This is a genomic window from Mesorhizobium sp. M1409 (assembly GCF_040317535.1).
Lineage (GTDB): Bacteria > Pseudomonadota > Alphaproteobacteria > Rhizobiales > Rhizobiaceae > Mesorhizobium.
Genome location: NZ_JAMYKV010000028.1, coordinates 1 through 15583, shown reverse-complemented (window position 1 = coordinate 15583; position 15583 = coordinate 1). Strand labels below are relative to the sequence as shown.

At 63.5% G+C, this 15583-nt stretch carries 20 protein-coding genes; 3 read left to right on the top strand and 17 right to left on the bottom strand.

Features of this window, described 5'->3' with window-relative positions; translation table 11 throughout:
- Positions 1-106: 106 nt before the first annotated feature.
- Positions 107-655 carry a YceD family protein gene (locus NKG99_RS20985; RefSeq protein WP_352870539.1) on the bottom strand — a complete coding sequence of 183 codons (549 nt, stop codon included), beginning with the start codon at positions 653-655 and terminating at the stop codon, positions 107-109.
- Entirely contained in the window at positions 652-1200 is a 549-nt protein-coding gene (locus NKG99_RS20980; RefSeq protein ID WP_352870538.1) for a ubiquinol-cytochrome C chaperone family protein, read from the bottom strand. The genes NKG99_RS20985 and NKG99_RS20980 overlap by 4 nt, the downstream gene beginning before the upstream one ends.
- Positions 1201-1314: 114 nt before the next feature.
- Between NKG99_RS20980 and NKG99_RS20975 the strand changes: the two genes are divergently transcribed.
- Positions 1315-1830, top strand: a complete 516-nt coding sequence (locus tag NKG99_RS20975) for an outer membrane protein assembly factor BamE (protein WP_352870537.1) — start codon at positions 1315-1317, stop codon at positions 1828-1830.
- A gap of 99 nt (positions 1831-1929) precedes the next feature.
- Here NKG99_RS20975 and NKG99_RS20970 read toward each other — a convergent pair whose 3' ends face one another.
- Positions 1930-4071, bottom strand: a complete 2142-nt coding sequence (locus NKG99_RS20970; RefSeq protein WP_352870536.1) for a sodium-translocating pyrophosphatase — start codon at positions 4069-4071, stop codon at positions 1930-1932.
- A 361-nt stretch (positions 4072-4432) separates the two neighbouring features.
- On the opposite strand from NKG99_RS20970, the gene NKG99_RS20965 reads away from it, so the two are divergent.
- The gene (locus tag NKG99_RS20965) at positions 4433-4636 is read left to right on the top strand and encodes a type II toxin-antitoxin system HicB family antitoxin (protein WP_352870535.1); all 204 of its coding nucleotides are present in this window, start codon (positions 4433-4435) and stop codon (positions 4634-4636) included.
- A complete protein-coding gene (locus NKG99_RS20960) occupies positions 4633-4839 on the top strand; it encodes a type II toxin-antitoxin system HicA family toxin (protein ID WP_352870534.1) in 207 nt (68 codons plus the stop codon). Before NKG99_RS20965 ends, NKG99_RS20960 begins: the two co-directional genes overlap by 4 nt.
- A 6-nt stretch (positions 4840-4845) precedes the next feature.
- Here the strand turns inward: NKG99_RS20960 and NKG99_RS20955 are convergent, their stop codons facing one another.
- From NKG99_RS20955 to NKG99_RS20890, 14 genes are all read right to left on the bottom strand, one after another.
- Entirely contained in the window at positions 4846-5595 is a 750-nt protein-coding gene (locus tag NKG99_RS20955) for an ABC transporter permease (RefSeq protein ID WP_352870533.1), read from the bottom strand.
- A complete protein-coding gene (locus NKG99_RS20950; protein WP_352870532.1) occupies positions 5592-6530 on the bottom strand; it encodes an ABC transporter ATP-binding protein in 939 nt (312 codons plus the stop codon). The genes NKG99_RS20955 and NKG99_RS20950 overlap by 4 nt, the downstream gene beginning before the upstream one ends.
- Positions 6527-7690: an ABC transporter permease gene (locus NKG99_RS20945; protein ID WP_352870531.1), complete on the bottom strand. Its 1164-nt coding sequence runs from the start codon at positions 7688-7690 to the stop codon at positions 6527-6529. The genes NKG99_RS20950 and NKG99_RS20945 overlap by 4 nt, the downstream gene beginning before the upstream one ends.
- Before the next feature lie 316 nt (positions 7691-8006).
- Entirely contained in the window at positions 8007-8918 is a 912-nt protein-coding gene (osmF, locus tag NKG99_RS20940) for a glycine betaine ABC transporter substrate-binding protein OsmF (protein WP_352870530.1), read from the bottom strand.
- 161 nt (positions 8919-9079) lie between these two features.
- Positions 9080-10306: an MFS transporter gene (locus tag NKG99_RS20935; RefSeq protein ID WP_352870529.1), complete on the bottom strand. Its 1227-nt coding sequence runs from the start codon at positions 10304-10306 to the stop codon at positions 9080-9082.
- Positions 10303-10803: a transcription antitermination factor NusB gene (gene nusB, locus NKG99_RS20930; protein ID WP_023798402.1), complete on the bottom strand. Its 501-nt coding sequence runs from the start codon at positions 10801-10803 to the stop codon at positions 10303-10305. Before nusB ends, NKG99_RS20935 begins: the two co-directional genes overlap by 4 nt.
- Positions 10800-11294, bottom strand: coding sequence for a 6,7-dimethyl-8-ribityllumazine synthase (gene ribH, locus NKG99_RS20925; RefSeq protein WP_352870528.1), 495 nt, complete (start codon positions 11292-11294; stop codon positions 10800-10802). The genes nusB and ribH overlap by 4 nt, the downstream gene beginning before the upstream one ends.
- A gap of 81 nt (positions 11295-11375) precedes the next feature.
- On the bottom strand, positions 11376-11531 hold the full coding sequence (locus tag NKG99_RS20920) for a hypothetical protein (RefSeq protein ID WP_502913705.1): 156 nt from the start codon (positions 11529-11531) through the stop codon (positions 11376-11378).
- 11 nt (positions 11532-11542) lie between these two features.
- Positions 11543-12031 carry a GNAT family N-acetyltransferase gene (locus NKG99_RS20915; protein WP_352870527.1) on the bottom strand — a complete coding sequence of 163 codons (489 nt, stop codon included), beginning with the start codon at positions 12029-12031 and terminating at the stop codon, positions 11543-11545.
- A gap of 24 nt (positions 12032-12055) precedes the next feature.
- Positions 12056-12349 (bottom strand): type II toxin-antitoxin system TacA family antitoxin, encoded by a 294-nt coding sequence (locus NKG99_RS20910; protein WP_352870526.1) that lies wholly within the window; start codon positions 12347-12349, stop codon positions 12056-12058.
- 81 nt (positions 12350-12430) lie between these two features.
- Positions 12431-13048, bottom strand: coding sequence for a riboflavin synthase (locus NKG99_RS20905; RefSeq protein WP_352870525.1), 618 nt, complete (start codon positions 13046-13048; stop codon positions 12431-12433).
- Positions 13048-14163 carry a bifunctional diaminohydroxyphosphoribosylaminopyrimidine deaminase/5-amino-6-(5-phosphoribosylamino)uracil reductase RibD gene (gene ribD / locus NKG99_RS20900; protein ID WP_352870524.1) on the bottom strand — a complete coding sequence of 372 codons (1116 nt, stop codon included), beginning with the start codon at positions 14161-14163 and terminating at the stop codon, positions 13048-13050. The genes NKG99_RS20905 and ribD overlap by 1 nt, the downstream gene beginning before the upstream one ends.
- 2 nt (positions 14164-14165) lie before the next feature.
- On the bottom strand, positions 14166-14645 hold the full coding sequence (nrdR, locus tag NKG99_RS20895; protein WP_256750776.1) for a transcriptional regulator NrdR: 480 nt from the start codon (positions 14643-14645) through the stop codon (positions 14166-14168).
- Positions 14646-14809: 164 nt separating this feature from the next.
- Positions 14810-15448, bottom strand: coding sequence for a hypothetical protein (locus NKG99_RS20890; RefSeq protein WP_352870523.1), 639 nt, complete (start codon positions 15446-15448; stop codon positions 14810-14812).
- Positions 15449-15583 lie beyond the last annotated feature (135 nt).

The window sequence follows — 15583 nt, the reverse complement described above, 5'->3', positions numbered from 1 at the left end:
TATCTCACGGTTATGCGGGCAGGTCGCTTCAGCGACCGCGAAGGTTCGGCGAAAATAACGGTTTTGGGCTGCCGCACAACCGACTTTTCCGTCGCGGGCGAGCTTTTCAGGATTTTCCCAGCAAGGATCGCAGTTTCTGCTGAAATTCATTCTCCGCTGGTTCGGTCTCGGTGCCGGCATTCAGCGAGGCGCCCTGCTTGCGCGGATAGGGGTCGATGGCCAGTCCGAAGTACTGTTCGGCAAGTGCCCCGACATCGATCGTGTCACCGGAAAATGTTTCGGGACTGTCAGGGCCTTCCGCGTCGAGCAGTATCTCGCCGCCACCATCGAAACCCTGCCGTCCAAGCTTGGAGTCCTCGGGCAGCAACAGCGCTTCGACCGGTTCGTCGATATGCGCTTCGACAGGCTCGAGCGTGACGATACAGGCTTGGGTGATGTTTGCTTCGACGCGACCGCTGATCTTCACGCCATTGCGTTTCCATGACGCCACCAGAAGCTCGGCGCGATAGGATTCGACCGAAATCAGCCCGTGCTCCTCGGCCAGCGCCGCGCGCTGCGCGGCATCGGCCTCGATAACCACCGGCAGACCCTTCTGCGGCACGCGAGTGACGTTTGCGCGGAAGGATACCGGGCTTTGCGGGTCAACGTGCTTCATTGTTCAACCTCCCTTGGGACGGGAAACGCCAGCGCGCCGGCAACAATCGATTCGGATGGTTGCGCGGCCAGTTGATTGCAAGCGTCGGTGACATACGCGGCCAGCAGCGACGCTTCCGGCCAGGCGCCGGCGTCGGGCCGGACATTGCGGGCAAGGGCCGCGGTGAGCCCTTCGCGGTCATTTCTTTCCAGCGCATCATCATAGGCGGCGGTTCGTCCATAAAACATCCTTGCCAACTTTTTCATGCGTTTGGGTACGCCGACATCGCCAACGCCCAATTCCCGCAGCGAATGATCGACGTCGAGGAAGAACTCGTCGATCAGCACTTGAGCAACCTCTTGCGCCACGCCGTCCTCACCACGCAACCGGTGCTGGAACAGGAACATGTGCAGCGACAGCATCTCGAAACGGCCAAGCGGCGTGTCTGGCACATTCCAATGGGAATAAAACACGGTCTGCCGCGCCGCCGCCACGATTTGTGCGTAAAGCGCCTCGGTGATAGCGCGGTTGGCGTGGCGTTCGCGGCCAAAAAAGCGCTGGAACATTGGGGATGGTCTCCTGGGGACCGTTTGTTGAAGTGGCCTTGTTGCATCGGCAAGCAAGCTGGTTTACCGGTTTCGCGGCCCAGCGCAAGTTGCGGCCAGCTAATGGAGTTGTTGTTGCGCGCGCTGAATTTCAAGTCGACCTTCTCGTCCAGGCCCGCCGGCGCGATCTCGCTGCTGGTTATCATTTCGGCGCTATCCGCCTGCCACACCAACAAGATGATCGGTGACCTCAGCCCGAGCGAGACGCTGACGCAAGGGTACGTCATCGACCAGCAGGCAATCGATTCGGTGCCCGTCGGCTCCAGCCGCGAGCAGGTGCTGCTGGCGCTCGGCACGCCGTCGACGACGGCGACCTTCGACAATGAGGCGTTCTACTACATTTCGCAGACGCGCAAGCGCTACGTCGCCTTCGACAAGCCGAGGCTCATCGACCAGAAGGTGCTGGCGGTCTATTTCGGCGCGGACGGGCGCGTCACCCAGATCGCCAATTACGGGCTGAAGGACGGCAAGATGTTCGACTTCGTCTCGCGCACCACCCCGACCGGCGGCAAGGATCAGAACTTCCTCAGCCAGATCATCAACGGCGCCAGCAAGCTGGCCCCCGGCATTCCCGGCGGCGGCACTCCCTGATCTCAGACCGCCTTCCCTCGAGGAGGGCAGCATCATCTCAGTCGACCAAAAAACCCGCGGGAGCGATCCCGCGGGTTTTATTCGACCAATGCTCCTCGATCAGCCGTGCGCGAGCACGGCCAGCAGCAAGAGCGCGACAATGTTGGTGATCTTGATCGCCGGGTTGACGGCCGGGCCGGCGGTGTCCTTGTAGGGATCGCCGACCGTGTCGCCGGTCACCGAAGCCTTGTGCGCTTCGGAACCCTTGAGGTGCTTGACGCCGTCCTTGTCGACGAAGCCGTCCTCGAAGGACTTCTTGGCGTTGTCCCAGGCGCCACCACCCGAAGTCATCGAGATGGCGACGAACAGGCCGTTGACGATGACGCCGAGCAGCGAGGCGCCCAGCGCTGCAAAGGCGGATGCCTTCGAGCCCGAGATCAGCAGCACGCCGAAGTAGACGACGAGCGGCGCCAGCACCGGCAGCAGAGACGGGATGATCATTTCCCGGATCGCCGCCTTGGTCAGCAGATCGACCGCGCGGGCGTAGTTCGGCTTGGAGGTACCGGCCATGATGCCCGGATCCTCGCGGAACTGCTTGCGCACCTCCTCGACGATGGCGCCGGCCGCGCGGCCGACGGCCGTCATGGCGATGCCGCCGAACAGATACGGGATCAGGCCGCCGAAGATCAGGCCGGCGACGACGTAGGGGTTGGAGAGATCGAAGGAGATCTCGCCCATGCCTTGGAAGTAGGGATATTTGTCGCCATTGGCGGCAAAGAACTTCAGGTCGTTCGAGTAGGCGGCAAACAGCACCAGTGCGCCGAGGCCGGCCGAACCGATGGCGTAGCCCTTGGTCACCGCCTTGGTGGTGTTGCCGACCGCGTCGAGCGCGTCGGTGGAGTGGCGCACTTCCTTGGGCAGGCCGGCCATTTCGGCGATACCGCCGGCATTGTCGGTGACCGGGCCGAAGGCGTCGAGCGCAACGATCATGCCGGCAAGGCCGAGCATCGTCGTGACCGCGATCGCCGTGCCGAAGAGGCCGGCGAGCTGATAGGTCGAGATGATGCCGCCGACGATGACGATCGCCGGAAGTGCCGTCGATTCCAGTGAGACCGCAAGGCCCTGGATGACGTTGGTGCCGTGACCGGTGACCGACGCCTGGGCGATGGAGTTCACCGGGCGCTTGTTGGTGCCGGTGTAGTACTCGGTGATCACGACGATGAGACCGGTCACCACGAGGCCGATCAGGCCGCAGAAGAACAGGTTCTTGCCGGTGATGACCATGCCGGAAACGGTGCCGATCTCGCCCCAGCCAAGACATACGGAGGTAGCGACGCCGAGACCGACGACGGACAACAGGCCGGTGACGATCAGGCCCTTGTAGAGCGCGCCCATGATCGAGCCGTTCGAGCCGAGCTTGACGAAGAAGGTGCCGACGATCGAGGTCAGGATGCAGGCGCCGCAAATGGCGAGCGGATAGAGCATCGCCGCGCCGAGAACGGCGGTGCCGCCGAAGAAGATGGCAGCGAGAACCATGGTGGCGACGACCGTCACCGCATAGGTTTCGAACAGGTCGGCGGCCATGCCGGCGCAGTCGCCGACATTGTCGCCGACATTGTCGGCGATGGTGGCCGGGTTGCGCGGATCATCTTCCGGGATACCGGCTTCGACCTTGCCGACGAGATCGCCGCCGACGTCGGCGCCCTTGGTGAAGATACCGCCGCCGAGACGGGCGAAGATCGAGATCAGCGATGCGCCGAAGCCGAGCGAGACCAGCGAATCGATGACGATGCGGTCATTGGGCTGAAGGCCCAAGAAGTGGGTCAGGACAAGGTAGTAGATCGACACGCCGAGCAAGGCCAGGCCAGCAACCAGCATGCCGGTGATGGCGCCCGACTTGAAAGCGATGTCGAGGCCGGCAGCGAGGCTGTTTGATGCGGCCTGCGCCGTGCGAACGTTGGCGCGAACGGAGACATGCATGCCGATGAAGCCGGCGGAGCCCGAAAGCACCGCGCCGATCAGGAAGCCGACCGCGGCGGTGATGGACAGCAACCACCAGGCGAGCACGAGGACGACGACGCCAACGATGGCGATGGTGGTGTACTGACGCGCCAAATAGGCTTGTGCGCCTTCGCGGATGGCCGCGGAGATTTCCTGCATGCGTGCATTGCCCTGATCGGCCGCGAGGACCGAACGTGTCGCCCAGATGGCGTAAAGGATTGAAAGCAGGCCGCAGGCGATGACGGCGGAAATAATTGTCATTGCCGGATTTTCCTCGATTGATGGCCCAAAAGAACCCCTCCCTGGGCCGTTGAGACAAAGACCGGATTCCGAGCACGGAATCCGCCTCCTCGCAGCGGTGTATGCGAAACAGGGCTGCGAACGTCAAGATATTGTTCGGTTTTTGCCCGGCTTTCGCCTAAAAGTGGAAAGCGGCGGCATTCCCATCGGCGTCGTTGTTGAATTAGATCGATTGAATGAGGACGATTTCGTCTGGTTGCCGGCGACAAGGAAGGACGCTCGGGCTGATCCAAACCCACGCCGCGGAGTAAGGCCGCACGATCCCCTGCTTTGCAAATGCTCATCGCGAGCATATCTTCTGGACCAAGACAGGAGTTGATCGATGAAATTCAAAGCTATTGTCCACGAAGCCGAAGAGGGTGGATTCTGGGCCGAAGTCCCCGCCATTCCAGGGTGCGCGACGCAGGGAGAAACCCTGGACGAGCTGTTGGCAAATCTGCGCGAAGCCATCGAGGGCTGTCTTTCAGTCGACCTTCCGTCGTCGTCGACTTCGAAACCCGGCAGGATCGTGGAAGTCGCTGTTTGAAGTCCATCTCCGGCAAGGAACTCTCGCGGGTAGTCGAGCGACGCGGTTGGGAGCTCCTGCGCGTCGCCGGAAGCCATCATATCTACGGAAAGCAGGGAAGCGTTGTACGTCTCTCGATTCCGATACATGCAAATAAGCCGCTCAAGACTGGCCTCTTGCGCCATCTTCTAAAGGTGGCGGAAGTTGGCGAAGATGAAATCTGAACTCGATTACTCGGTCTCCCGGCCCATGCGGCGCGCCGTGTAGCGCTCGATCGTCGACAGGCCGTCATAGATCAGCACGGCAAGGGCCGCCACGATCAGTCCGCCCTGCAGGACGAAGGCGAGGTTGTTGGACAAGAGCCCGGCGATGATCACTTCGCCGAGCGTCCTGGCGGCCACCGTCGAGCCGATGGTGGCCGTGGCGAGGCTGATCACCACCGACAGCCTGATGCCGCCCAGGATAATCGGGGCGCTGAGCGGCAGCTCGACCTTGGTGAGCCTTTGCCAGCCGGTCATGCCGGCGCCGCGCGCCGCCTCGACCACATTGGCCGGCAGCGTCGTCAGGCCGGTCAGTGCATTTTCGAAGATCGGCAGCAGCCCGTAGAGAAACAGCGCGATCAGCGTCGGCTTCTCGCCAAAGCCGACAGCCGGCACGGCGAGTGCCAGGACCGCCACAGGCGGAAAGGTCTGGCCGATATTGACCAGGCTGCGCGACAGCGGCAGGAACTCGGCGCCGGCCGGCCTGGTGACCAGGATGGCAAGCGCCACAGCGACGATGGTCGCGGCCACGGTGGCGATCAGGACAGTGCGCAAATGCAGCAATGTCAGGGTCAGCAGGCTGCCCTGGTTGTAGATCACCGGCGAATTGTTCTCTGTCAGCGGCTTCAGCAGCGGCTCGAACCAGCCGGGATTGGTGACGAAGGCAACGAGCAGCATCACCAAGGCAAGCCTGAGCAGCGATGGAAGCCAGGCCTTCATGCCGGCCTCGCCGCGCGTTTCACCAGACCGTCGACCGTGACGCGGCCAAGCGGCTTGCCGTCGGCGCCTGTGACCGGCAGCGCCGGCCGGCCCGACCACAACAATTCAGCCAGTGCATCGCGCTGGCTGGCATCGCCGGGGATCGCTTCGCCTTCGGCGGTGCCCTTCTCCACGACGTCGCGCACGCGGCCGAGCGAAAGCAACCGGAATGGCCTCTCGCTGGCGCCGACCAGGGTTTCGACGAAGGCGCTTGCCGGCTTCGCCAGGATCTCGGCGGGCTTGGCGTATTGCACAAGCTTGCCGGCATCCATCACGGCGATCTTGTCGCCCATATGCACGGCCTCTTCCATGTCGTGGGTAACGAGGATGATGGTGGTGCCGAAGCGCTGCTGGATCGCCAGCAGATCTTCCTGCGCCTTGGTGCGGATGATCGGATCGAGCGCGCCGAACGGCTCGTCCATCAACAGCACGTTGGGCTCGGCGGCGAGCGCGCGGGCAACGCCGACGCGCTGCTGCTGACCGCCGGACAGTTCGTGCGGGTAGCGCGGTCCGAAGGCTTCGGGATCGAGCTGGTAAAGTGTCATCAGTTCGTCGACGCGGGCCTTGATGCGGTCCTTGTCCCAGCCGAGCAGCACCGGCACGGTGGCAATGTTCTGCGCCACCGTGCGATGCGGAAACAAGCCGTGGCCCTGGATGGCGTAGCCGATGCTGCGGCGCAGTTCGTAGCCGGGCAGCGAACGATTGTCGGCGCCGTCGAGCTTGATGATGCCCGAGGTCGGCTCGACCAGCCGGTTGATCATGCGCAGCAGCGTCGTCTTGCCGGAACCGGAGGTGCCGACGATAACGGCGATGGTGCGAGGCTCGATGACCATCGAGACATCATCGACCACCGTCGTCGCGTCATAGCGCTTGGTAATGCCTTCGATCTCGATCATGCCGTTTCAACCCTGCGCTTGGTGGCAGTCATTTCGATCACCGCGTCGAGGATGATGGCGGCGGCGAAGGCCAGTGCCACCGTCGGCACGGCGCCGAGCAACACAAGGTCCATCGCCGTCTGGCCGACGCCCTGGAAGACGAACACGCCAAAACCGCCGCCGCCGATGAGCGCGGCAATGGTGGCGAGGCCGATGTTCTGCACCAGAACGATACGGATGCCGGTGAGGATGACAGGAAAAGCCAGCGGAAACTCGACGCCGAACAGGCGCTGTCGGTCGGTCATGCCCATACCGCGCGCCGCGTCGTTGGCGGCCCGCGGCACGCCAGCGAGACCGACCACGGTGTTGGCCACAACCGGCAGCAGCGAGTAAAGGAACAGCGCGACGAAGGCGGGCGCCGTGCCGATGCCGCGAATGCCGAGCGCGGCAGCTCCCGGCACATGCGTGGCAACCCAGCCGAGCGGCGCGATCAGCAGGCCGAACAGCGCGATCGAGGGAATGGTCTGGATGATGTTGAGCACGTTGAGCACGCCGGCGCGCAGCCTTTCGACGCGATGGCAGAGGATGCCGAGCGGCAGACCGACGATCACCGCGGCAAGCAGTGAACCGAGCGCCAGCGTCACGTGCTTGGAGCCTTCGGCCCAGAAACTGTCGGCACGGTTGGTGTATTCCTTGAGGATCGACAGATTGTCCCAGCTTCCCGAAATCAACAGCAGCCCGATCGCCAAAGCCGCGACCACGAGCGCGCCTACCCTCGCCCAAGGCGACAGGGTCAGCCGTGTCAGCACGTCGGCGAGCAAAAGCGTGAAAGCAAAGATAAGAATCCAGAAACCGGAGGCCGGCGAAATTCTTGCAAAGGTGTTGCCCGCCGGCGTGAGAAATGTGCCGGCAACGCCGATCAGCAGCACGAGCGCGGCAAGCGTCACCGCGCTGGCGGCAAGGCGCAACACGAGCAGTGTCTTGAACAGCGCAACAAGTCCCGCGGCGACAATGATGGCGAGCAGCAGCGTCCCGGTCGTTGCCGGCAACGCCTCGAGAATTGAGCGCGCCTCGCCGGGGACGATGCGGTTGGCGCGGAACGTGGCAAAGGGCGCGGCAAAAGCCGCGTAGGCTGATATCGCGGCAATGACCACGCCGAGCTTGTCGAAGCGAACGGTCATGGTTGCCCCTCATGACGGGCGATTTGCCACGTCGCGCAGCTTTCTTTGGGGATTGGCGAAAACCGACGCGATATCCAATCTCCCCCCTTGCGGGGGAGATGGCCGGCAGGCCAGAGGGGGGTGTGAAGGATCGCCAACTTTCGAGCGTCGGCTTGTTCGGAAGCAACTCTGTCGAGGCACGCACTTGTGACGGGTTGAGAGGTCGGCGGGACAGCACCCCCCTCTGTCCTGCCGGACATCTCCCCCGCAAGGAGGGAGATCAGCAGCTTCCAGAGGGGGGTGCCTCGCACCAATGTCACGATGAGCTACGCGCTGACTACTTCAAAAACCCGTTCTTCTTCAGGAAGTCTTCGGCGACGCCCTTGACCGGCTCGCCGCCGACTTGCACGCGCCCGTTCAGCTCCTGCAGCGTGACGAGGTCGAGCTTGGCGAAGACAGGCTTCAGCAGCGTCTCGATCTGGGGATGTTCCTTCAGCACCGCTTCTCGGATGATCGGCGCCGGCTGGTAGACCGGTTGTACGCCCTTGTCATCGTCGAGCACGACAAGCCCGGACGGCGCGATGCCGCCATCGGTGCCGTAGACCATGGCTGCGTTGGCGCCGCTGGTCTGGTTGGCGGCGGCGGCGATGGTCGCCGCGGTGTCGCCGCCGGAGAGCGTGATCAACTGGTCCGGCTTCAATGTGAAGCCATAGGTGGTCTGGAACGCTGGAAGTGCGGCCGCCGAATTGACGAACTCGGCGGAAGCCGCCAGCACCACCTGGCCGCCGCCCGCGACATATTTGCCGAAGTCTGAAAGCGTGGCGAGCTTGTTGGTCTCGGCGACTTCCTTGCGCAGCGCGATCGCCCAAGTGTTGTTGGCGGGCGACGGCGACAGCCAGACGATCTTGTTGGCGTCGTAGTCGAGCTTCTTGGCCGTCTCATAGGCCTTGGCGGCATCTTTCCAAACCGGGTCGTCGGCCTTCTCGAAGAAGAAGGCAGCGTTGCCGGTGTATTCGGGATAGATATCGATCTCACCAGCGATGATCGCCTTGCGCACCACCGGCGTGCCGCCGAGCTGGATGCGGTCTGATGTCTTGATGTTGTTGGCGTTGAGCACCAGCTGGATGATGTTGCCGAGCACGCCGCCCTCGGTGTCGATCTTCGAGGAGACAACCACCTGGGCACTGGCGGAAGCCACTGTTACGCCGAGCGCCAATGCCGCGCCGGCCAGAAGCTTGACTGAGAACATTGTGAAATCCCTTGCTGTGAACCGGAATGCGGTGGCCGCATATGAGCATGGCTTCGACGGCCCGTCGGGGCATACGGTTTCATAAGAATGGGGATCAGCGCAATAATTTTGTTCGGCGGCCGGGGCTTCGACCGAAGTCATCCTGACAGCATCGTGTCAGGTCAAGCGCGATCAAGCACTGGCTTGCGCAAGCCCGTCAGCTTGAGCGCACCGAGCGCCACGAAGCACAGAACGGTGACCGGGAATATCACCCAGTTCAGCATTTCCCAACCCCAGGCGTTGTAAACCATCCCCGACATCAGCGAAGCGCAGGCGACGGAGCCGAACAGCACGAAGTCGTGGAAGCCTTGCACCTTGCCCTTTTCCGACGGCCGGTAGCTGGCCGACACCATCGCCGTGGCGCCGATGAAGCCAAAATTCCAGCCAAGGCCGAGCAGGATCAGCGACGTCCAGAATTGCCACAGCGCCAGGCCTGACAGAGCGACAATGGCGCAGCCGATGAGCAGGATCAGGCCGGTCGCCACGATGCGCTCCGCGCCGAAGCGATGGATCAGCGAGCCGGTGAAGAAACTCGGCGCGAACATCGCCATGACGTGCCAGGAGATCCCGAGTGTCGCGTCGGTCTCCGACAGGCCGCAGCCGACCATGGCCAGCGGTGCGCCGGTCATGACGAAGCTCATCAGCGCGTAGCTGCCGACCGCGCAGAAAAGCGCGGCGACGAAACGCGGCTGCGTGACGATTTCGGCCAATGGTCTGGCGTCGCTGTCGGTGATCGCCACCTTACCGGATGTCTTCGTCGGCAGCCGCAGGAACGACAGGATGATGGCACCGACCGCAGCCAGCGGCAGGATGGAAATGAATGCACCGGCAAACATCACCGGCGCCAACAATTCGCGGGTGAAGATGACGATCTGCGGCCCGAGGATGGCGGTGACGATGCCGCCGGCCAGCACGAAGGAGATGGCGCGCGCCTTGAACTCCGGCGGCGCGTTGTCTGCGGCGGCGAAGCGGAATTGCTGGACGAAAGCGCCACCGACCCCGATCGTGAGCAAGCCAAAGGCAAACAGCCAGAAGCTGCCTTGAAAAAGTGCCAGCGTGGCGATCAGGCCGCCAAGCGCCGTGACGATCGTGCCGATCGTAAAGCCGCCGCGCTGGCCCATGCCGCGGATGATGGCCGCTGCGGGCAGCGCGCCGAGCGCCACGCCGATGTTGAAGCCGGTGATCGGTGCCGTCGCCAGCGATTTGTCGGGACCAAGCAGATATTGCCCGGCCAGCGCGCCCATGGAGATGGCGATAGGGGCCGCCGAGCCGATGATCGCCTGCGAGGCGGCGAGGATCAGCGCGGTGCGACGCGCCTCCTTGCCTGCCTCGACGGCAATTGCCGTCATGATGCGTCCTTGCCGCGCCCCTCGCCACGCACACGGCGTGACACACGGTCGAGCACGGCATTAACCAGCTTCGGCTCGTCTTCCTCGTAGAAGGCCTTGGCGATGTCGACATATTCGGAGACGATGACGGCAACGGGAACATCCTCGCGCTTCATCAACTCGTAGACGCCGGCACGCAGGATGGCGCGCAGCGTCGAATCGAGCCGCGACAGCGGCCAGTCCTCGGTCAGCGCCTGGCGGATGATGGGATCGATGGTCTTCTGGTTTTCGACGACACCCGCCAGAATGGCGCGAAACCATTGCGCATCGGCCTCGCGGTAGAGCGCGCCGTCGACTTCCTTGCCAAGGCGAAAGGCCTCGTATTCGGCGGTGATCTCGAAGACGCCGCTGCCGGCCACATCCATCTGATAAAGCGCCTGCACGGCGGCCAGACGGGCAGCACCGCGCTTGTTGGCGTGGCGCACCGCGGGCTGGCCGGGCGAAGCGGGTTCGCTCACGATCGCGCTCCTAGTTGTTCTTTGAGGGCGATCATGGTCAGCGCCGCACGCGCGGCAAAGCCACCCTTGTCGCCCTCCGAGCGCTTGGCCCGCGTCCACGCCTGTGCGTCGTTCTCGGTGGTGAGGATGCCGTTGCCGATGCAGACCGAGTCCTGCACGCTCAGGTCCATGAGTGCGCGGCTGGATTCATTGGCGACAATGTCGAAATGATAGGTGTCGCCGCGGATGACGGTGCCAAGCGCAACGAAGCCGTCATAATTTGGACCGCCTTCAGTCGCGCCGTCCAGCGCGAAGGTAATCACCGCGGGAATCTCGAGCGAACCTGGAACGGTGACGACGTCGTAAGTCGCACCCGCTTCATCGAGCGCGCTCGTCGCGCCATCGAGCAACGCGTCGGCAAGGCCGTCGTGGAAGCGCGCTTCGATGATCAGAACGCGGGCTTTCTTCTTCGGACGGATAAACGCTTTGCCGTGTTGGGATGTGCCAGCCATAAAAGTCTCCGGGGGGTTGCCGGTGACTTAGGCCGAAGCCGGGTTGACCGCAAGCGGAAGATTGCGGGAGGCGTGTCGTGCCTACCTCTTTGGGCAAGGTGCGGGAACCTGGCAGTCAGCACCAAGGCTTTCAGCCCAGGCGAGAACGGCTTCATGATCCACAACACGGCCGGCATCTACATCGGCCAATGCATCCCGCGTCAGCCGCTCTTCGTCTTTGGAATTCCTCCTGTCCATCAAATCCTTCCTCATTTGAACAGCTCTGCGATATCGGCCATCGGCCGGAAGAGCTTCATTTGCTGTTCTGGGAACGGTAGAAAACTCTCGCGTTGGTAAAAGCGGCGTGCATCTTCGTCCTTGGCATCGACAATAACGGCAAACGAGGCAATCTCGCTCCTTACGCAACGGGAAAGGGCGTCGGCCAGGAGATAGCGGCCGTAGCCTAGTCCCCGATATCGCCGATCAACGGCAAGGCGCCCTAGCAACGTGGCCGGAATGAGCGGGTAACGGGGGAGCTTGCGAACGGTCTGGGCAGGCCAATCGCCAACATTCACGGCAGTCGAAGAGAGCGTGTAGTAGCCGGCGATGGTTCCATCCGGTAGAACCAGTACGAATGGCGCGGCAATGTTCTTGCGAGCGTCTTGTCCGGCCTGAATCCTGAGATATCGATCGAGTGGTTCCGCGCCGCTCTCGAATGAGGTTCTGTCCTGCTGCGGGCCAAGCACCTCAACACGCAAAGGCCCCTCAGTCGAGCCCACCCCTCAGGTGCCAGTGGCTTGACGATACCGACGCACTGTATCGTGCAGACGATCGTTCACAGGTCTCGGATTGACAAGAGCATCCACGAACGCGCGGCTGTCGCGCACGGACAGATCGAAGCGCTGATGCTCCTCAATGGCTCGGCGGGCAGCCTCCTGAACGCTGGTCAAGACAAAATCCGTCACCGTTCGGCCCTGAAGTGCCGCAGCGTGTTCGATAAGGTTCTTCTGGTCGGTCGTGACGCGTGTTTCCAGACGCTCGCCACGGACACGACTGCGTGGTGGATCTGCGGTCATCGTCGTTCTCCTGGCAACAATGTACGGCCCATGGCCGGTAATTTCAAGACTGCGAGGAAGTGACGTAACAATCGGTAGCCATCAAAGCCCCTCTTTCGCGGCCTCCACAAGCCGCGCCGCGTAGCGGGCCATGGTGTCGATCTCGAGATTGACGCGGTCGCCGACCTTGCGCTCGCCCCAGGTGGTCACGGTCAGCGAGTGGTGGATCAGAAGCACGTCGAAGCGCACGCCTTGCACCTTGTTGACGGTGAGCGAGGTGCCGTCGAGCGCGACGGAGCCCTTGGGCGCAATGAACTTCGCCAGGTCGCGCGGCGCCTCAAGCGTGAAGCGCACGGCGTCGCCTTCATCCTTACGCTCGATGATCTCGGCCATGCCGTCGACATGGCCCGAAACGATGTGACCGCCGAGTTCGTCGCCGATCTTCAGCGCCCGCTCCAGATTGATCCGCGTGCCCGATTTCCAGCCCATCGCCGTCGTCAGCCTTAGCGCCTCTTCCCAGGCCTCGACCTCGAACCAGCGTGCATTCGAGCCACTGTGGGGCAAGCCCGTGACCGTCAGGCAGACACCGCCGCAGGAGATCGAGGCGCCGATGGCGATGGTGTCGGGGTCATAGGCGGTGTCGATGCGCAACCCCACCCCTTCCCTGAGCGGCTTGACGGAAGCGACAGTGCCGACATCGCTGACAATCCCGGTAAACATCAGATATCCCTTATCCACTCGGCGTAGCTGTCCTCGCCGAAACGCATGTCGCGAAGCTTGCGAAAACCTGCCGGGATATGGTCAACGTCGATCGGCGATGCAATGCCGTCATCGCCGATCGCTTCCGGCCCCTGGAACAGCACGATGCGGTCGACCAGCCCATCGGCGAGGAAGGCGCTGGCCACCTTGGCGCCGCCCTCGACCAGCACGCTTGCCAAGCCGAGCGCGGCCAGATCCTCGAGCAGTTCCGGTAGCGCGACGCCGCCCTCATGTGTTTCAGTGCCGATGAAGCGCACGCCGGCGCGTTCGAGTGCTGCGCGCCGCAGCGGATCGGCCTCCAGGGAAGCGGCGACATAGAGCGGCACCCGGTCGACGCCCGAAACCAGCTTCGAGGTCTCCGGCAACCTGATCTGGCGGTCGAGCACGATGCGCGCCGGCGAGCGGTTCTCCAGCCCCGGCAAGCGTACCGTCAGGGCTGGATCGTCCTCAAGGGCTGTGCCGATGCCGACCAGTATGCCGTCCGCCTCGGCCCGCATCAGATACACCTCGCGGCGCGCGATATCGCCGGTGATCGACACCTGCCCCTCGCCTTCCCGGCCGATCTTGCCGTCGCTGGAAAGCGCAAGCTTGAGAATCACTTCTGGGCGTTTTCTCAATGATCGGATCAAATAGCCGGCCATCTGCTCGGCCGCTTCCGCCGCCAACACCTTCTCGACCACCTCGACACCGGCGGCACGCAGGATTGCGTAGCCATTGCCGGACACGCGCGGATCGGGATCGCTGGCCGCACCGACAACGCGCGCGACGCCGGCATTGACCAGCGCATTGGCGCAAGGCGGCGTGCGGCCATGATGGGCGCAAGGTTCCAGCGTGACATAGGCGGTAGCACCACGCGCGAGCGCGCCGGCCTCGGCCAGGGCCTCGGTCTCGGCATGCGGGCGGCCGCCGACAGCGGTGACGCCGGTGCCGACGATCATCGGGCCGTTGCCGTCATCGCGCACGATCAGCGTGCCGACTGACGGGTTGGTCGAGGTGCGCCCGGCATTCTTCCGTGAAAGGCGGAGCGCCGCCGCCATGAACCGGCGATCAAGGGCGGCCTGTTCGCTTGCAGTCATGCTTAGCTGGCGTCCTCTTCGCCTTTGACTTCGTCTCCCTTGAGCTCGCCCAGCAATTCGTGGAAATCCTTGGCCTCGCGAAAATTGCGGTAGACCGAGGCGAAGCGGACATAGGCGACATCGTCGAGCGACTTCAGCGCTTCCATGACCAGTCGGCCGACTTCCCCCGAAGCAACCTCCGTCTCGCCGGAACTTTCGAGCTGGCGCACGATGCCGGTCACCGCGCGGTCGATGCGCTCGGGATCGACATTGCGCTTGCGCACGGCGATCTCCACCGAGCGCAGCAGCTTGTCGCGGTCGAACGGCACTTTGCGGCCCGATTTCTTGACCACCACGAGGTCGCGCAACTGCACGCGCTCGAAGGTGGTGAAACGGCCGCCGCAATCGGGGCAGACGCGCCGCCTGCGGATCGCCGCGCCATCCTCGGCGGGGCGCGAATCCTTCACCTGCGTATCTTCTGACTGGCAATAGGGACAGCGCATTGAGAATGCCTTTGGTTGGCGAATCCGGTGAAGCGAAAGGCTTAGAGGTTTTTGCAGCGATGGCAAAGTATCGGCACCATGCCCTCGCCCTTCAGCCAGAGAGATAGCGAGGCGCGAGCAAGATTGCCAGCCTCGCCAAGCAGCCGGACTGCGTTCCGATGTCGTCAGGGAGCGACGTCGGCGGTCGGGAACCCGCACGAAACGCCGAGGCTGCGATAGGCCTTGGTGAAGCCATCCATGGATATGCTTCCAACCGGCGCGTCGCCAAAGGAAACGTCAAGCGCCGATGCCCGCCGCATGACGCGCAAGAGCGCCAGGCTGGTCTTGGCCTGGTTGTCCACGGTCCAGCTGAGCCGGCCGTTCACGGCACCATCGGAATGGAGCTTTGCGGCGACGCGGCCCTTGTCATCGCCGAAAGCGGCGGCGACCGACTTGCCGGTCGGCAAGGCCTTGTTGTCGACGGAGATGGTTATGGATGGGTAGGCATCCGGCGGCAGTGCATCGCCGTTCGTGATGATGAGTGTCAGAGTGCCGCTCTCGCCGCCAGCGCCGACAAAGGCGGTTGATGCCGCGCAGGTCTTGCGGAGATCCTCACCGGTGTCGACCTCGTCGACCAGGGTCGACCACCTGCCGAAGGTTTCGAGCTTGGGTGCCGCCTGGGCCGGCGAAGCGGGCGCGGCCTGAGGACGTGCGGGTTGCGCGGGTGCGGTTTGCGCCAAGGCGATGGCGGAGAGCGGCAAGGCCATCAAGGCGGTCAGAACGCCAGCGACGGCAAGGTCGGCGAGACGAACAATTCGTATCATCAAGGCTCCTGTCGGACGCACCTGCCTTGGCCCCCCCGCGCGCCGAGGGGGGGGCAGAAGCTGCGACAAACCTTACCGGAAACCCAGCAAGGGTTAGTGCGGGGAAACGGAGGTCCGCCCCCCCCCCAGTGGCGT